This is a genomic window from Rhizobium azibense, assembly GCF_004342325.1.
GTDB lineage: Bacteria > Pseudomonadota > Alphaproteobacteria > Rhizobiales > Rhizobiaceae > Rhizobium > Rhizobium etli_B.
Genome location: NZ_SMBJ01000011.1, coordinates 227816 through 242232, shown reverse-complemented (window position 1 = coordinate 242232; position 14417 = coordinate 227816). Strand labels below are relative to the sequence as shown.

Genomic DNA, 14417 nt, shown 5'->3' with positions numbered 1-14417 from the left:
TGGATGCCATTTCACCGTCGCCCGTCATCGTGTCCTGTCCACCTCTCGCAAGAGGTCGATGAAGGCCCGAAGCGGGGATGGGACGTGCCGGCTGCGCGGGTAATAGAGGGCCAGACCAGGCGTCGGCGGGCACCAGTCATCAAGCACGGTCACCAGCTGACCGGACCCCAGAAACGGCTGGGCAAAGTATTCCGGGACATAGGCGATACCGCGCCCGTCCGCCGCCGCCTGCACGAGAAGATCATTGTCATCGAGTGTGAGGTTGCCCGGCACATCGATCGTGACTTCGGCGCCGCGTTTGGAAAACTCCCAGCGATAGCGCTTTCCGCTCGGCAAACGTTGGCGGACGCAGCAATGCGCATAAAGATCGTCGGGCGTATGCGGTCTTGCTTTCCCGTCCAGATAGGAAGGCGCCGCCACGACGATGAAACGCACGTCGCCCCCGAACTTCACCGCGACCATGTCTTTCGGGACGGTTTCCAGCAGGCGTATTCCGGCATCGAAACCCTGTTCCACGATATCGACGAGCCGACCTTCCGAAACAAGATCAAGCTCGACGTCGGGATAGAGATCCAGAAAGCGCGGCACGACCTCTGCGACGAGAATGCGCGCGCCGCTCTTGTTTGAATTAATCCGAAGTGTGCCGCTCGGGGTGCCGCGTTCCTCCGACAAGGTATCGAGCGCCTGATCGAGTTCCTGAAGGGCCGGATCGAGGCGCGCGAGCAGGCGAGCGCCGGCCTGGGTCAGCGACACGCTGCGTGTCGTCCGGTTGAAGAGCCGCACGTCCAGTTTTGCCTCCAGTCCGATGATTGCGTGGCTGAGAGCCGAGCGCGAAACGCCCATGACGTCGGCCGCTCTGCGGAAGCTCTGGTGATTGGCCACCGCGGCAAAGGCGGCAAGATCGTTCAGACTGGGACGTATCATTCGTGATTTTTCCTCACCATCTCATCTCAAATTGAAGATCTTATATCACCAATGCTGTTGTTTTACATTGGAGATGAACAAAACAGGTGTTCACATGCCAAAGACTTGGTTCATCACCGGCGCTTCGTCGGGGCTTGGTCTCGAGATGACGCAACAACTGCTCACCCAGGGACACAAGGTGGTCGCAACGATCCGCCGTGCCGGCGCACTGACGAAACTTGCGCAGGAATACCGCGATCGTCTTGATATCGTTCAGCTCGATCTCGTCGAGCAGGAGAGCATCGCCTCGGCCGTTAAAGACTCATTCCAACGGCACGGCCGGATAGACGTGATCGTCAGCAACGCGGGCTATGGCCTGTTCGGTGCTGCGGAAGAGCTCACGAATGAAGAGATCGATCGGCAGATCGCCACCAACCTTACTGGATCCATCCATCTGATCCGTGCCGCACTGCCCATTCTTCGAGGGCAAGGCGGCGGGCGGATCGTCCAGGTCTCGTCCGAAGGAGGGCAGATCGCCTATCCGGGCTTCAGTCTCTATCACGCAACCAAGTGGGGCATCGAGGGCTTCGTCGAAGCCGTCGCACAGGAAGTGGCGCCTTTCGGTATCGACTTCATCATCGCCGAGCCGGGACCGACCGGCACGAATTTCGGAGCCAATCTCGTCCGTGCGACACCGATGGATGTCTACGACGAAACCCCTGCCGGGGCCGTTCGCCGGGCGATTACCGAGGGCAGCTTCGAGATCAAGGGAGATGCGGCGCGCACCGTAGCCGCAATCATATCAGCCGCCGAGAGCGAGACGCCGCCATTTCGGCTGGCGCTGGGTAGCACGGCCTATTCATCTATCTCACAGGCGCTTTCCGCACGCCTGTCTGCTCTTGAGGTGCAGCGTGGAGTGGCGAATTCCGCCGACCGGCAGGATCCGTGAGCCGCAGTAGCGGCGGCAACACAGCCCTCATGAACAGGAAGGAAAAAACATGTCCATTCGACCGGTTATATTGGCCCTTGCCCTCGGAATTTCGTCGTCTGCCTTTGCACAGACCGCCGCAGAAAACCAAGTCGCAGGCACTTGGCGGATGGTGTCGGCGACGATTGATCCCGGTGGAAAAAATATCTCCGCTTACGGAGAAAAACCCAATGGTCTTCTCGTCTTCACTCCCGACATGCACTTCATTGAAGTTCTCACCGACGCCGATATCCCGCGGTTTGCGTCTAACGCTCGCGGTGAGGGAACGGATGATGAAAATCGCATGGCCATGTCACGCAGTATCGGCTTTTTCGGCACCTATACCGTTGATGAGAAGGGAGAATTCAGCGGAAACCGTGTTGAAGGGGCGACGTTTCCGAACTGGGTTGGCAGCGTACGAACACGCGATGATCTCACGCTTGTCGTGACCGGTGACCGCATGACCGAACAATTCCGGAGGCCGGAAGGCACTGAAATCAGGATCGAGTGGCAGCGCGTCAAATGAGGCACCGGACCGGGCCTCTGAGCAAGGTCTCGACCTTGTCGAGCGTCCGCTCTTCCACCCCGCCCCAAAAACGAAGTCGAGCTATCCGGAGGAAAAAAGCCATGGTCTTCAACCGCCGTTCCATGTTCAGGGCAGGAGCCGCCGTAACCGCGCTGGCGCTTTCAACGCCTCAAATCATGACGATTGGAAGTGGATGGCCGATATCGCCGAGACCTTGCGGAATCATCTAGGCGAAGCCGCACAGAAAGTCCCAACGAGGTCACTCCCTGGCATCGTTCTCAGGATCGCCGCTCTCTTTGATCGCCCCGCTCTCTTTGTCATTCCTCTGCTCGGCCGAAAGCACGTGTTCTCAAGTGCCAAGGCAGAGCGAGTCCTAGGTTGGCGGCCTCGGTCAGGAGAAGAGACCATTCTTGCGGCCGCTGAAAGTGCCATCGCTGTTAAGGCAGTCTAATCGGAACTCCGACGTCCGGCGGATCGCTCGAACGGAGAAGAAGATCTACAGCGCGCCTTCAATATCGGTCGAGCATTTCTCGGGAGGGCTAAATGGTTGATCATTCGTAAGCGACAGCCTTAGTAGAGACGCGCCGGGTGCCGTTCGATTGAGGGGCCGGAGGCTTTTTCCTCCGACCCGATCCTCTTACTGGCAACCAAATCAGGCGTTGAATCCGGCGTCTACACTGAGAACTGCGCCGGTAATTCTTCGGTACCCTGATTTCCACATGATCTGACGATCTCAAGATGCAGGTGCTGATCGCTAGCCGAGGCATCGCGGACGTCGTTGGGACGAGTGCCGCGATTCTACGGGTAAGCTGTCTTCGGCAATGCCGAGCCATGGTCGAAGCACTCGATCAGCATTTCCGTCAGCACCCGAACTTTTCTTGCAGGATGCTGCCCGGGCGGTCTGACGACATATATCCCGATCGGGGGCGGTGGATGGCGTTTCATGACCGGAACCAACTCGCCTGAGGCCAGATAATCTTTGATAAGGTCGTCAGGTAGCGCGGCGATGCCCAAACCGGCTGCTGCGGCGACAGCGAGAGCGACCCCGTTGTCGGCCTTGAAGCGTCCCTGCGGGCGAACGGTTATCACCTTGTCTCCATCCATCACTTGCCAGGTTTCCGTTCCCTGCATGAGAGCCTGATGGGCGACAAGCTCGTCCGGTGTCTCCGGAGAGCCATGGGCTTTGATGTAGTCCGGACTTGCAACGAAACTCCCATAGAGTGGACCGACACGTCTTGCGATCAGGCTGGAGTCCTGAAGTGTGCCAACGCGGATCGCACAATCATAGCCTTCCGCGATCAGATCCACGATGCGATCACTGTAACAGGTCTGGATCTGGAGATGAGGATGGCGATGTGCCATTTGCGCAATCACCGCTGCGAAATGCGTCGGACCGAAGGAAAGCGGCGCGGCAATCCTGAGGCGGCCGCGGAGCTCACCGGCCGGCACAATTGTTTCCCTGGCCACATCGATCTCGGCGGAAACCCTGGCTGCGTAGTCCCGGAAGGTTGCGCCGGCCTCGGTCAGGGAAGCCCCGCGTGTGGATCGGGCTAGAAGCTGGACACCAAGCTCCGCTTCAAGCCGCACAAGCCGTCGGCTGACCATCGACTTGGAGATGCCAAGCCGCAGCGCGGCCGAGGTGACGCCTCCCGCATCAGCGACTTCGACGAATGTCCGGAGATCCTCAATGTCCACTCGGCGTTCCCCATTCTGCGACACAGCTTAGCACAGGCAAGGACTACCGCATCACAAACGGGAATGACAAGTTTCGTCCGCGGCAGCGCCTCGGAGGGCGCATGTCTTTTGAGCAAACGCGCTTCAATAAACCGCCAACACAGGATGAAACCATGACCTTTCGTAACGGCCTTGACTCCCTTCTCCGCCCCGAAGATTCCGTCCTCGTTCTGATCGATCATCAGCCTTACCAACTGGCGAACCTGAACAGCCACGAACCGATGATGGTGATCAACAACACCGTGGGTTTGGCTAAGGCAGCGAAGGCGTTCGGCGTCCCCACGATCCTGACGACCGTGATCGCCGAGCGGGGCGGTAAACTGTTCCCCCAAATCGCAGATGTGTTCCCAGGCCAGGAGATAATCGACCGGACGTTCATTAACACGTGGGAAGATAAGACGACAGTGGACGCGGTTAAGGCGACCGGCCGCAAACAGCTGATCATTGCCGGCCTCTGGACTGAAGTTTGCGTCGCCATGCCGACGATCCAGGCCCTCGGCGAAGGCTGGGATGTAACGGTCGTAACAGACGCATCTGGCGGCACATCGGTCGAAGCGCATGAGGTCGCCATCCACCGCATGATCGCAGCCGGCGCGAACATGATGACGTGGCTGGCGGTTGCGTCTGAATGGCAGCGTGATTGGGCGCGGATGGACACTGCCGTAAAGATAACGGACGTGGTCGTGCAGCATGCCGGTGGTAGCGGCATCGCTTATTTGTGGGAGCAGCAATTGCTCAACACGCCGGTGCCGGGCACCGCAGGCTGATTCGGGCGGGGGTGACGAAAGTCTTGAGCGGTCCGCAGCGAACAGGCTGATTGCTTATCGAACTGCGTCATCCCTCCCAACAAGCCAGCTGCCCATGCCTGAATGCAGGGCGGCCGGCGCGAATCAATGACCACTTTGCGACTGGGCCGGGCTTAGCCTGGCTCTCTATCGCCTCAAGGAAAGCAAGTAAAGATGTCGGTGGAGCACTTTCCCATCGGACAGGAGATGGATGTCGCCTATCCGAACTTCAAAGTCAGCCAGACGCTACTCTCAGTCACGCAACTGAGGTTCGAAACCAAGGAAGGGCTATTCGCCCGGACCGAAACCGTCGATATTCAGGTCGTACCCCTTGGCAACCGCATCTTTGCTGTGAGCTGGCAGGAGAAGGACGGTGCGACGGTCACGAATGTGCAGGACTATGACCGTGGTCTGGTCCACTCGTTCGCCACGCTGCCTGATGGCAAGTTTCTGCGAATGACCGGTCCCATCGTCGTCACTCGGCCAGCGGACCGCGTCCCCGACGATCGTCCGGAGCGCAACAAGGCGCTGGTGCTCGAGGCGATGACCTCCCTATTCCAGCGCCATGATGCGTCGGCGGTCGAGCGACTCTAAGCTGCGGATTACTTTCAGGACAATCCCAGCATTCCTCAGGGGCGCGATGCCTTGCAGGCGCTCGTCGCCAGTCTGTCGCAAGACGTTTATTATGAGCCCGGCCTGATTGTTGCCGAGGGCGATTTTGTCGCCATCCACGGGCGCATCCGCGGCTGGGCAAACGTGCCGCAAGTGGTGATCGATCTTTTCCCGCGTCGAAGACGGCAGGACGAGGTGCCGGTTACGGCGGCTCGTGGCGGCGTGCCGATGTTCGATCCCGAGGAAGGCACGCTTCAGGCACAATTGGCAACGTCCTAGGCAACTCAGGCGCCGCGCCTTCCACGCAAATCGCAGGTGACTTCTCATGGAAATCGGCATCGACAGTTTTGCAGCCATCCTCCCGGATCCGACCACAGGCAAGCTTCCTTCGGCGACCGAGCGTATGGCCGAACTCATCGAGGAGGTCGTCGTCGCGGACCGTGTCGGGCTCGATGTCTTCGGCATAGGCGAGCATCATCGCGGGGAGTTTCTCGACTCCGCGCCGGCTGTCATTCTGGCTGCGGCAGCGGCCCGGACCGGCCGGATCAGATTGACGAGTGCGGTGACCGTTCTGAGCGCCGCCGACCCGGTGCGGGTTTTTCAGGAATTCGCAACTCTCGATCTGATTTCCAAAGGCCGCGCGGAAGTCGTTGTCGGCCGAGGTTCGTTCGTGGAAGCCTATCCGCTATTCGGTCTGGACACGCGCGACTATGACGACCTTTTTGCCGAAAAGCTTGACCTGTTTCTCAAACTTGACGAGGCGACCAATATTACATGGGAAGGTCGCTTCCGTCCGGCCCTCAAAGGGCAAGGTGTTTTCCCGCGTCCTCATCAAGCACGGCTCCCAGTATGGATCGGGGTAGGTGGAACGCCACAATCCTTCGCCCGCGCCGGTGCGCTTGGCCTGCCGCTGATGATCGCAATCATCGGCGGCAGCTTCGAGCGCTTCCGTCCGCTTGTCGATCTCTATCGCGAAGCCGGCAGCCGCGCGGGACATAGTCCCGATGTGCTCAAGGTGGGCGTCCACGCGATGGGCTTTGTGGGAGAAACAGACACTGCAGCCAATGACGCATTCTTTCCCGGCTGGGCACATCTTACCTCGAAGATCGGTCGTGAGCGCGGCTGGTCGCCGCCGACGCGCCAGCAGTTCGACGCCATGGCAGGTCCGGAGGGCGCATTTCTGATCGGTGACCCGAAGACGGTCGCAGCCAAGATGCTGCAGGCCAGCGAGACGCTTGGCGGCGTTTCGCGCATCACCTTCCAGATGAGCACAGCCTCTCTCGACACGGCAGCGATGAAGCAATCCATCGAGCTTCTGGGCAACGAGGTTGCGCCGATCGTCCGGCGGGCTCGGCAGGCATAGGTGCCAGGCCGTGCCACGAAACGGGGAACACAATATGGACATCGAGGAATTGCGGACATTTGTCGAAGTTGCCGATGCCGGGGGCGTTTCTCCCGCAGCACGCCGTTTGGGTATCTCCAAGTCAATGGTCAGTCGGCGCCTCATCCGACTTGAGCAAGCGCTCGGCATCCAGCTTCTTGCACGAACGACCCGTGGCGCCGGTCTCACGGAAGCCGGGGGCACGTTTCGCGATTATGCAGCAAGGATCTGCGCCGAGATCGACATCGCACGGGAAACGATATTGCCTGACGGTGACCTTCGCGGACGCCTGCGGGTGGCCGTTCCTCTCACATCAGGCCCGCTACATTTTGCGCCCGTTTTGGCGGAGATGGCGCGCCACCACCCGCAGCTTCAGATCCATGCCGAGTATAGCGACCGGTTCGTCGATCTGATTGCGGACGGGTTTGATTGCGCAATCCGGGTCGGCGCCCTGCGCGACTCGAACCTGATCGCAAGGCGCGTTGGTCAGATCTACGGCAAGCTGGTGGCGAGTCCGGACTATATCAGGATGCATGGTTCACCTGAAAAGCCGGACGAAATCGCCGCTCATCAAGCCCTGATCGGTGCCGAGGCGTGGCGTTTCATGGATGGCGACAAGGTCGTCACTGTGCAGCCGCAGGGTCGCTTCAGTTCCGACAACGGCGCGGCACTCGCTAGCGCGGCCGCAGCAGGGCTTGGTATAGCGTGGCTTCCCGATTGCGTTACCCATGAATATCTTGCGTCCGGCGCGCTCGTTCCGGTCATGACCCGTTTTCCGCTACCGGTCGGTGGGGTGTACGTCGTGCGGCCGCCCAGCCCGCACCCGGCGCGAAAAGTCCGCATCCTCTCAGAGTTCCTCATCGAAGCATTCGAAAGAAATCCGCATTTGTAAGATCTGCGTGTTGACACATCGACTGCGCGTTCCGCTTTGTGCGACACAGCTCACCGCGCCGCGCAACTAGTCGCAGGCACGCTCACCCGTTAGTCAGTTGGGACCATGCAGCGTCCCCTGCGCTCCACGCAGACAGGAGATCGCCAACGGAAGAGGTGAATGCGCATGAGTTGGAACCCTGCAATCGAACCAGGCTGTCCTGACGAAGTCGGCATCGATGCGATCGAGACCTTGATCGTCCCGCGGTCACGCGACCTTGGCGGCTTTGAGGTCAGACGTGCCCTGCCGGCGCCAAAGCGGCAGATGGTTGGTCCGTTCATCTTCTTCGACCAGGCTGGGCCGGCAGAACTGCTGACAGGGCAGGGCGTCGATGTTCGTCCGCACCCGCATATCGGGCTTGGCACGGTTACCTATCTTTATCGTGGCGACTTCCACCATCGCGACAGTACCGGGGCTGACAAGATCATCCGTCCCGGTGAGTTGAACTGGATGGTTGCCGGGCGGGGTGTGTCGCACTCCGAGCGCACGACCGCCATGGCTCGAACGGGCCCGAATAGCTTGTTCGGGATCCAGACCTGGTTGGCCTTGCCTGAGAGCCATGAGGAAATGGAACCGACGTTCGAGCACCACGGTCGGGAGGCGCTACCGGTAATCGAGGATCATGGTGTGTCTGTGAGGCTCATTCTCGGGAACGCCTATGGCAGGTTTGCTCCCGCGACCATGTTTTCCGAGACGTTTTATGCTGATGTTAGGCTTGAAGCAGGCGCTCGCCTGCCGATGCCGGACAATCATGAGGACCGGGGCATCTATATTGTCGAAGGCTCGATCTCGATCGCCGGCCGGGAGTTCGAAGCACCCCAGATGATGGTGTTTCGTGCTGGCGACAGGATCACGGTCGCAGCCGGGGAAAAAGGCGCGCGGCTGATGATCTTAGGCGGGGCGACACTTTCCGGCCCACGCTACATCTGGTGGAACTTCGTCGCCTCATCCAGGGAGCGTATCGAGGAAGCCAAGACTGAATGGCGGGCACAGAACTGGGGCGAAGGGCGCTTCGATCTTCCGGTCGACGACAGGGATGAGCACATCCCGCTTCCAGAGTGATGGGGAGTGCAGAATTAGGATACCATGTTTACGCAGCGCTACGAAAAAGACCGATGCGGTTCTTGGCAACCAGAAGCTTAAGTAAGCGGTTAGGGGTGCTCGGAGATCGCAAGTTAAGATTAAATCCTGCCCCGCGACCAAACTTCCACAACATGATCCCAAAATGGCCTCCCATTGAGGGCTTTTTGCGTTTCTAGGTGCAGACGGGCAGAATTCCGACTTCTGTGTACGATCGGAGAGGTGCGGTCGCGCCGGATGTCCGCACGTCGCGTTAAACCGTTTCGAGCAGACCAAACTGAACCGGGATAAGTTTGCTTATCTTGAGTTGCCCTGCCGCATCTTTGTCAATGACAGTCAGGAACTGCTCTTTTTCAGATCCCAACGGCATAACCAGGCGTCCATTGGGTTTGAGCTGCTCAAGCAATGCCGGCGGCGACCGCTCGGCCGCCACCGTGACCAGTATCTTGTCGAACGGGGCGTGCTCAGGCCAGCCGCGGGACCCGTCTCCGATACGAATGCCGACATTAATAAAGCCCAGGCCCCCCAGCAGAGCCTCGGCGCGGCTTGCGAACTCCTCAACAATCTCGACGCTCCAGACCTGGCCTGCGAGCTCCGCGAGGATTGCGGATTGGTAGCCCAGGCCGGTGCCGATCTCAAGCACTGTCTCGTGCGGCTGGGGAGCGAGGAGATCGGTCATGAGAGCGACGATGAAGGGCTGCGAGATGGTTTTATCGAAGCCGATCGGCAGCGGCATGTCCTGATAGGCATACGCGGCAAGCGGGGCTGGCACGAAGAGATGCCGCGGCACACGCTGCATCGCAGCCATCACCCGCTCGTCAAGCGCCGCCCTGCCAACCTCTTCGCTAGCAAGCTCAACATGAATTGCAATCAACTCGACCATGTGCCTGCGCAGGACCGCGAGGTGCTCTTCATTCATTGGTTTCATGATCACGGGCTTTCCTTAGCCAGTTTATTCCTAGATAGCTCTGTGATCAAACTCAGGAATGAGCAGAATGCAGTCCAATTGCGTCACAGCGCGAGCAAGCCCGGTGGCGGCTCGATAAGGGACCTTGGAACCCCGAAAGTGCTAGCTGAGGTTCGTAAGACGCTTGAAGTTACAAGTCTCTGTTCAATCCGGCCCCGCAACCAAATTTACAAACGATACAAAGGATTCCGAGAAACTCGGAGCGTTTTTGCGTTCAACTAATGAAAATCGGGGGTGGCCGAACCCCCCGCAATCAATTGTGAGATGCAGGCGATCGAGACCTCAAGTGAAATCGTTATCGACGAGACCGCCCTTCCAGATCAATCTGCTGGCACTGAACGCAGGCGTCGAAACGGCTCGATCCAGGGAGGCGAGCAAGAGTTTTGCGGTCGTCGCCCAGGAACTGCGCGTAGCTCGCCCAGCTCGGCGCAGGCCGCCCGAGAGAGCAAGGCGCCTATCACGGCATGGCCCCCGACCGGCGCGGCGTCGATCTGGCAGGAGTGGAACCGCAAAGCACCTTATCTATGCCTGGTCTTGGAGCTCTGAACCAGCAATCCGATCTCCCTCGGCAGGACATCGGGGGTCGAGACAGGCGGCCAAGTGTTGTCTCAGCCCATGCGCAGTGGTAGTATTCAGCAGCTTTGCAGCTTCAGCGCGCGCTGCAAGTTTGTGAGTTGCTTCTGGTAGCAGAAGAATCTCTCGCACATGAGGGATATATTCAGAAGCCTGGCTTCGTCCGACGCCACTCATTGGCGCCTCCGCCGTCTATCTTAAACGTGAACGGAAATACTTGGAGGAAAAAATGACCAAGTGCACGATAAGCATTACTCTCATAGGCTGCCTTGCCTTGTCTGGCTGCCAATCTGCTGCGACGTCGCAAGGAGGACGCAGTAGCGAGTTCGGCTGCATCGCCGGTACGGTCGGCGGCGCGATCGTCGGCGGACTGGTCGGCGCCACCATTGGCTCGGGCACCGGGCAACTCTGGGCTGTTGGCGGCGGCGCCACGCTGGGCGCTGCGGGCGGCAATGCCTTGACCTGCAATTGATGCAAAAGGCGGGGATAATGAAAAGAGTAGCCCTACTGACAGGATTCGGTTTTTTCACCGCCATTGCGGCCGTCGCGCAGAATCAACCGATGACCATGAACCAGGGCCAAATGGATCAGCTCGACCGCAACAAGAACGGAGCAGTCGAGCGATCCGAATACCAGGCCTTCATGACGTCGGCTTTCGCGAGCTTGGACAAGAACAGGGACGGAAGTCTGAATTCCGACGAAGTTGCCCGAGTTCTGAATGTCCAGCAGTTCGCCGCCATCGACGCCAACGGCGACGGCAAGGCCAGCCAGAACGAGTTCCTAAACAAGGTGATGACGGACTTCAAGACCGCCGACCGCGGCGGCGACGGGACCCTGCAGTAGCGCAAGACGCAAGAGCGTACCAAGGCAAGCGTGTTACCGATCGCTTCTACGCGGTAGCGTCGGCAAGGTGCGTTCGTCCCGCTGAGTGCCAGCGGGCTCGCCTCGGGCGGCCCCTCACATAGCTTATTATGCCGCTCTCCTGAGGCTCGAGGATGACAATGAAGCATCCAGTCGCCCGGATTGTCGGCGACGAAGGCGATGCCGGCGCGGCCGTTCAGGACCAGCATCGCCTTATCTACATGGCGCTGCGGCAGGTTCAGAGGCTCGACATCCAGCGCCTTAAAGGAATAACGTGCAAATGGATCGGGAGGGTGTGGTTCGAGGTGGATCAGATCGAAGACTTAGGTCTTGCCGCGCTCGGGCTGGCGATGAGCGGCGGCAAGTCCCCTTGTGTTCGGTTTCCGGCCAGGCGACGTCGTTGGTTCTCCAGAAAAAACTCAGCAGGTGCAGCCGGGATGAGGCGATAAGTGGTCGGTTGCGGCGCCAAGCCGACTTAGTTGCCCTCTTCAATCTGGTATGCGGTGCAAACGTGTCCGGTAGTGTGATCAGCAAAAGATCAACGATCGCTCACGCTGCCACTTTTGGTATTTGACGCTCGGCCAATCGCAGTGGCTGTGAGCCCCCGCAACCAAAAATCCAAAACATAATAACTAAAAAAAGCCCTCCGATCGAGGGCTTTCTGCGTTTCTAGGGGATGACGTCGCGGAGATCCTGCGGATTTGAATACGCCATGCGTGGCCCATTATCCGACCTCTATCGCATCCAGTATCCACGCCGTTCGCTCGGCAAGTTTGGGAATCGTCGCCAGATAGGCCTGATAATGGGGCGTCATACGATGCGCGTCGACGGCGGCGGCATCCAGGTAGAGCTCATCGAGCACGTAGCGCTCGCCATGTGCCCGGTCGCGCCAGACATCCCAGCGCAGATTGCCGGGTTCGGCTCTGCAAAGCGGTGCCATGCCAACAAGCAATGCTCGTAACTCGGCGGCCTTGCCGAGATGGGCAGTTAGGATGGCCGTGATCTTGGTTGGCGATTGGGTCATACCGAAGGCTCCCGACGGAATGCACGAAGGTCAGCTCGTTTGGGTGGGCGAGACGAAACGTTGCGACTGTGGGACAACAGCATGGAAGGCACGCCGGCACCTCCATGCCGGATTCGCCAGATCACGCCGACACCGCCACCCGGCTGAGGGCCTCGACCAGCTTCGCTGCAAGGGGATGATCCGATCGCGGGTTCTGGCCTGTAATAAGCTCGCGGTCCTCAACAACATGAGGGGAGAAGTCGACAGGCGTTGTGGTGACGTCGCCGCCCGCCGTCCGCAATGCATCGGGCATGTTGAAATAGAGCTTTCCGTGGAGGACCTGTTGTTCGATCGGTTTCTCCTCACTGGCGGAAAATACGGTCATCTTATAGCCGGCATATTGCCATCCTTTCGCCAGTTCGGACGCCTTGGCCAGGTCGCCGGAAATCAGCGCGGCCCGGTATTCCTTTGCCTGCGGCAGCGCGGCAAGCGCGGCGATCGGCCCGTGACACAGGAAGGCAGTGGGTTTCCGGCGCGCATGGACGTGGCGCAGGATCTCTCCTAGATCGGCGTCCTGCATAAGATCGACGACCGGCGCCTGACCGCCGGGCACGAAGACACCCGCATAGCCGTCGAGCCTTTCGTTGGTCACCGATCTCAATGTCCTCACATCGTTCATCGCCGGATGGCCGTCGAAGAAGGCGCGCCCGCGCTTGTGAGCAACTCCGTCGCCGCCAAAATGCTGCGCCACGTCCGACACCGGATCGATGTGCGGCTTGGTGCCGTTGGGCGTTGCCAATACGATCTCGTATCCGGCGTCAACAAGCGCCATGGCCGGCACCACGGTTTCGTTGAGGTATTGGCCTGTCGGCCCCGTGCCGCCTCGCTGAATCTCGATCCGAGTGGCATTCGACCCGACGATAAGAACTTTCCCCTTGCTCATGGAACTCTCCTCATTTGATGTTGTTGAACCGGTGCGGTTCAGGGCTCAGCAAAAGGGGTCTTCTTGCCCCCGCGCGCCCGTTGATACTCCTTCGGGGGCTACTCTATTGGGCAGCCTTCACAATTAGATCCGCAACCTCTTCGGGATGGGAGAGCATCGCCACGTGGCCGGACGGCACTTCGAGCATCTCGGCTTTCGCGGATTTCACCTGGTCCCTTTGTAGCGAGGGAGCGATGATCTGATCCTCCGTGGCCACAACCATGAAAGACGGCTTGTCACGCCAGGCGGCATGACTGACGGGGGTGGTGGTGGCGCGAACATGGAACCGTCCCTGCACGACGGCAACGAGCCTCTGCTCGTCCGGAGGCAGGCCAGCCGCGAAGTACCTGGAAATACCGCCGTCGCTTATCTTGAGATAACCATCCTCGTCCTTGACATAAGACTTCCGGCTTTCCTGGTCAGGATACTTGGAGGCGATGTCGACCAGCGATTGGCCGGCATCAGGTGCGTAGGCAGCCACGTAGACCAGTGATTTGACCTTTTGGCCATTACCCGCTTCGGTGATGACCACGCCGCCCCACGAATGACCGACGAGTACGACGGGTCCTTCGGCATCTCGGATCGCGCGTTTGGTGAAGGCCACGTCGCTTTCCAGGGACTCCAATGGATTTTGGACAGCGATCACTTTCAGACCGGCCTTTTCCAAAAGCGGGATGACCTTCTGCCAGGACGATCCGTCGGCGAAAGCGCCGTGAACAAGGACAACGGTCTTGGCTTTGAGATCCGCCGCGACCGCGGCGGGAGATGTGCTTGCGAACGCCACGAGGGCGCTGAAGATAAGTCCAAGATTACGGGACATGTGACGTTCTCCGATCATTGATCTCGATGGCGACATTGGGGATGATCATCCAATCAGGCCTCGGACGCATATTAATTGTGGTTAAATCCTGCGATTATGCCGTGAGACGCACGTGAGACGACCGGATCATTCCGGTTTCGCCTTCAGAGCCGTCGCCCCACCTCGTTTGGGCAAGTTCGCAAATGGGAGATCAGGACGGCCAGTGGGCGTCGTGTCGATAGCGCGTGCCAGACCATTCGCATCGGTAACAACTGCGAAATCCGCGGAACACGGGAAGAATCTTCGGGCGTTG

At 59.5% G+C, this 14417-nt stretch carries 16 protein-coding genes and 1 pseudogene; 11 read left to right on the top strand and 6 right to left on the bottom strand.

Annotated elements, in window-relative coordinates; all coding sequences use genetic code 11:
* Positions 1–24: 24 nt before the first annotated feature.
* Positions 25–924 carry a LysR family transcriptional regulator gene (locus tag EV130_RS25995; RefSeq protein WP_132662110.1) on the bottom strand — a complete coding sequence of 300 codons (900 nt, stop codon included), beginning with the start codon at positions 922–924 and terminating at the stop codon, positions 25–27.
* Positions 925–1018: 94 nt separating this feature from the next.
* Here EV130_RS25995 and EV130_RS25990 point away from each other — a divergent pair, with 94 nt between their 5' ends.
* Together EV130_RS25990 and EV130_RS25985 are read left to right on the top strand one after the other, a co-directional pair.
* The gene (locus EV130_RS25990; RefSeq protein ID WP_132662108.1) at positions 1019–1852 is read left to right on the top strand and encodes an SDR family oxidoreductase; all 834 of its coding nucleotides are present in this window, start codon (positions 1019–1021) and stop codon (positions 1850–1852) included.
* A 148-nt stretch (positions 1853–2000) separates the two neighbouring features.
* Positions 2001–2396: a lipocalin-like domain-containing protein gene (locus EV130_RS25985; protein ID WP_245520113.1), complete on the top strand. Its 396-nt coding sequence runs from the start codon at positions 2001–2003 to the stop codon at positions 2394–2396.
* A gap of 798 nt (positions 2397–3194) precedes the next feature.
* Here the strand turns inward: EV130_RS25985 and EV130_RS25980 are convergent.
* Positions 3195–4091, bottom strand: a complete 897-nt coding sequence (locus EV130_RS25980) for a LysR family transcriptional regulator (protein WP_074062265.1) — start codon at positions 4089–4091, stop codon at positions 3195–3197.
* Between the two features lie 152 nt (positions 4092–4243).
* Here EV130_RS25980 and EV130_RS25975 point away from each other — a divergent pair, with 152 nt between their 5' ends.
* The 6 genes from EV130_RS25975 to EV130_RS25950 all read left to right on the top strand — a co-directional run bounded on the left by EV130_RS25975 (position 4244) and on the right by EV130_RS25950 (position 8901).
* Entirely contained in the window at positions 4244–4897 is a 654-nt protein-coding gene (locus tag EV130_RS25975) for a hydrolase (RefSeq protein WP_132662186.1), read from the top strand.
* Positions 4898–5089: 192 nt separating this feature from the next.
* The gene (locus EV130_RS25970) at positions 5090–5509 is read left to right on the top strand and encodes a MoaF-related domain-containing protein (RefSeq protein ID WP_132662104.1); all 420 of its coding nucleotides are present in this window, start codon (positions 5090–5092) and stop codon (positions 5507–5509) included.
* A gap of 51 nt (positions 5510–5560) precedes the next feature.
* On the top strand, positions 5561–5806 hold the full coding sequence (locus tag EV130_RS25965; protein ID WP_132662102.1) for a hypothetical protein: 246 nt from the start codon (positions 5561–5563) through the stop codon (positions 5804–5806).
* Positions 5807–5852: 46 nt separating this feature from the next.
* Positions 5853–6890 (top strand): LLM class flavin-dependent oxidoreductase, encoded by a 1038-nt coding sequence (locus EV130_RS25960; protein ID WP_074062264.1) that lies wholly within the window; start codon positions 5853–5855, stop codon positions 6888–6890.
* Positions 6891–6924: 34 nt separating this feature from the next.
* The gene (locus EV130_RS25955; protein WP_132553612.1) at positions 6925–7800 is read left to right on the top strand and encodes a LysR family transcriptional regulator; all 876 of its coding nucleotides are present in this window, start codon (positions 6925–6927) and stop codon (positions 7798–7800) included.
* 165 nt (positions 7801–7965) lie between these two features.
* On the top strand, positions 7966–8901 hold the full coding sequence (locus EV130_RS25950) for a pirin family protein (RefSeq protein ID WP_132662100.1): 936 nt from the start codon (positions 7966–7968) through the stop codon (positions 8899–8901).
* Positions 8902–9172: 271 nt separating this feature from the next.
* Here the strand turns inward: EV130_RS25950 and EV130_RS25945 are convergent, their stop codons facing one another.
* On the bottom strand, positions 9173–9847 hold the full coding sequence (locus EV130_RS25945; protein WP_074062262.1) for a protein-L-isoaspartate(D-aspartate) O-methyltransferase: 675 nt from the start codon (positions 9845–9847) through the stop codon (positions 9173–9175).
* A 352-nt stretch (positions 9848–10199) separates the two neighbouring features.
* Here EV130_RS25945 and EV130_RS33520 point away from each other — a divergent pair.
* The 3 genes and pseudogenes from EV130_RS33520 to EV130_RS25930 all read left to right on the top strand — a co-directional run.
* A pseudogene (locus EV130_RS33520) lies at positions 10200–10296 on the top strand (methyl-accepting chemotaxis protein); the annotation flags it as partial.
* A 392-nt stretch (positions 10297–10688) separates the two neighbouring features.
* Complete coding sequence (locus EV130_RS25935) at positions 10689–10931, top strand: hypothetical protein (protein ID WP_132553608.1); 243 nt, start codon at positions 10689–10691, stop codon at positions 10929–10931.
* Between the two features lie 17 nt (positions 10932–10948).
* Positions 10949–11302, top strand: a complete 354-nt coding sequence (locus EV130_RS25930; protein WP_074062259.1) for an EF-hand domain-containing protein — start codon at positions 10949–10951, stop codon at positions 11300–11302.
* A 742-nt stretch (positions 11303–12044) separates the two neighbouring features.
* Here EV130_RS25930 and EV130_RS25920 read toward each other — a convergent pair.
* The 3 genes from EV130_RS25920 to EV130_RS25910 all read right to left on the bottom strand — a co-directional run bounded on the left by EV130_RS25920 (position 12045) and on the right by EV130_RS25910 (position 14125).
* Positions 12045–12344, bottom strand: a complete 300-nt coding sequence (locus EV130_RS25920) for a putative quinol monooxygenase (protein WP_132553606.1) — start codon at positions 12342–12344, stop codon at positions 12045–12047.
* A gap of 121 nt (positions 12345–12465) precedes the next feature.
* Positions 12466–13164: a DJ-1/PfpI family protein gene (locus EV130_RS25915; protein WP_281029329.1), complete on the bottom strand. Its 699-nt coding sequence runs from the start codon at positions 13162–13164 to the stop codon at positions 12466–12468.
* A gap of 205 nt (positions 13165–13369) precedes the next feature.
* On the bottom strand, positions 13370–14125 hold the full coding sequence (locus tag EV130_RS25910; protein WP_132662098.1) for an alpha/beta fold hydrolase: 756 nt from the start codon (positions 14123–14125) through the stop codon (positions 13370–13372).
* Positions 14126–14417 lie beyond the last annotated feature (292 nt).

Bases quoted from the DNA above. Each gene is read 5' to 3' on its own strand.
- EV130_RS25995 (WP_132662110.1), bottom strand. From the start codon at position 924: ATGATACGTCCCAGTCTGAACGATCTTGCCGCCTTTGCCGCGGTGGCC.
- EV130_RS25990 (WP_132662108.1), top strand. From the start codon at position 1,019: ATGCCAAAGACTTGGTTCATCACCGGCGCTTCGTCGGGGCTTGGTCTC.
- EV130_RS25985 (WP_245520113.1), top strand. From the start codon at position 2,001: ATGGTGTCGGCGACGATTGATCCCGGTGGAAAAAATATCTCCGCTTAC.
- EV130_RS25975 (WP_132662186.1), top strand. From the start codon at position 4,244: ATGACCTTTCGTAACGGCCTTGACTCCCTTCTCCGCCCCGAAGATTCC.
- EV130_RS25970 (WP_132662104.1), top strand. From the start codon at position 5,090: ATGTCGGTGGAGCACTTTCCCATCGGACAGGAGATGGATGTCGCCTAT.
- EV130_RS25960 (WP_074062264.1), top strand. From the start codon at position 5,853: ATGGAAATCGGCATCGACAGTTTTGCAGCCATCCTCCCGGATCCGACC.
- EV130_RS25955 (WP_132553612.1), top strand. From the start codon at position 6,925: ATGGACATCGAGGAATTGCGGACATTTGTCGAAGTTGCCGATGCCGGG.
- EV130_RS25950 (WP_132662100.1), top strand. From the start codon at position 7,966: ATGAGTTGGAACCCTGCAATCGAACCAGGCTGTCCTGACGAAGTCGGC.
- EV130_RS25945 (WP_074062262.1), bottom strand. From the start codon at position 9,847: ATGAAACCAATGAATGAAGAGCACCTCGCGGTCCTGCGCAGGCACATG.
- EV130_RS25935 (WP_132553608.1), top strand. From the start codon at position 10,689: ATGACCAAGTGCACGATAAGCATTACTCTCATAGGCTGCCTTGCCTTG.
- EV130_RS25930 (WP_074062259.1), top strand. From the start codon at position 10,949: ATGAAAAGAGTAGCCCTACTGACAGGATTCGGTTTTTTCACCGCCATT.
- EV130_RS25920 (WP_132553606.1), bottom strand. From the start codon at position 12,344: ATGACCCAATCGCCAACCAAGATCACGGCCATCCTAACTGCCCATCTC.
- EV130_RS25910 (WP_132662098.1), bottom strand. From the start codon at position 14,125: ATGTCCCGTAATCTTGGACTTATCTTCAGCGCCCTCGTGGCGTTCGCA.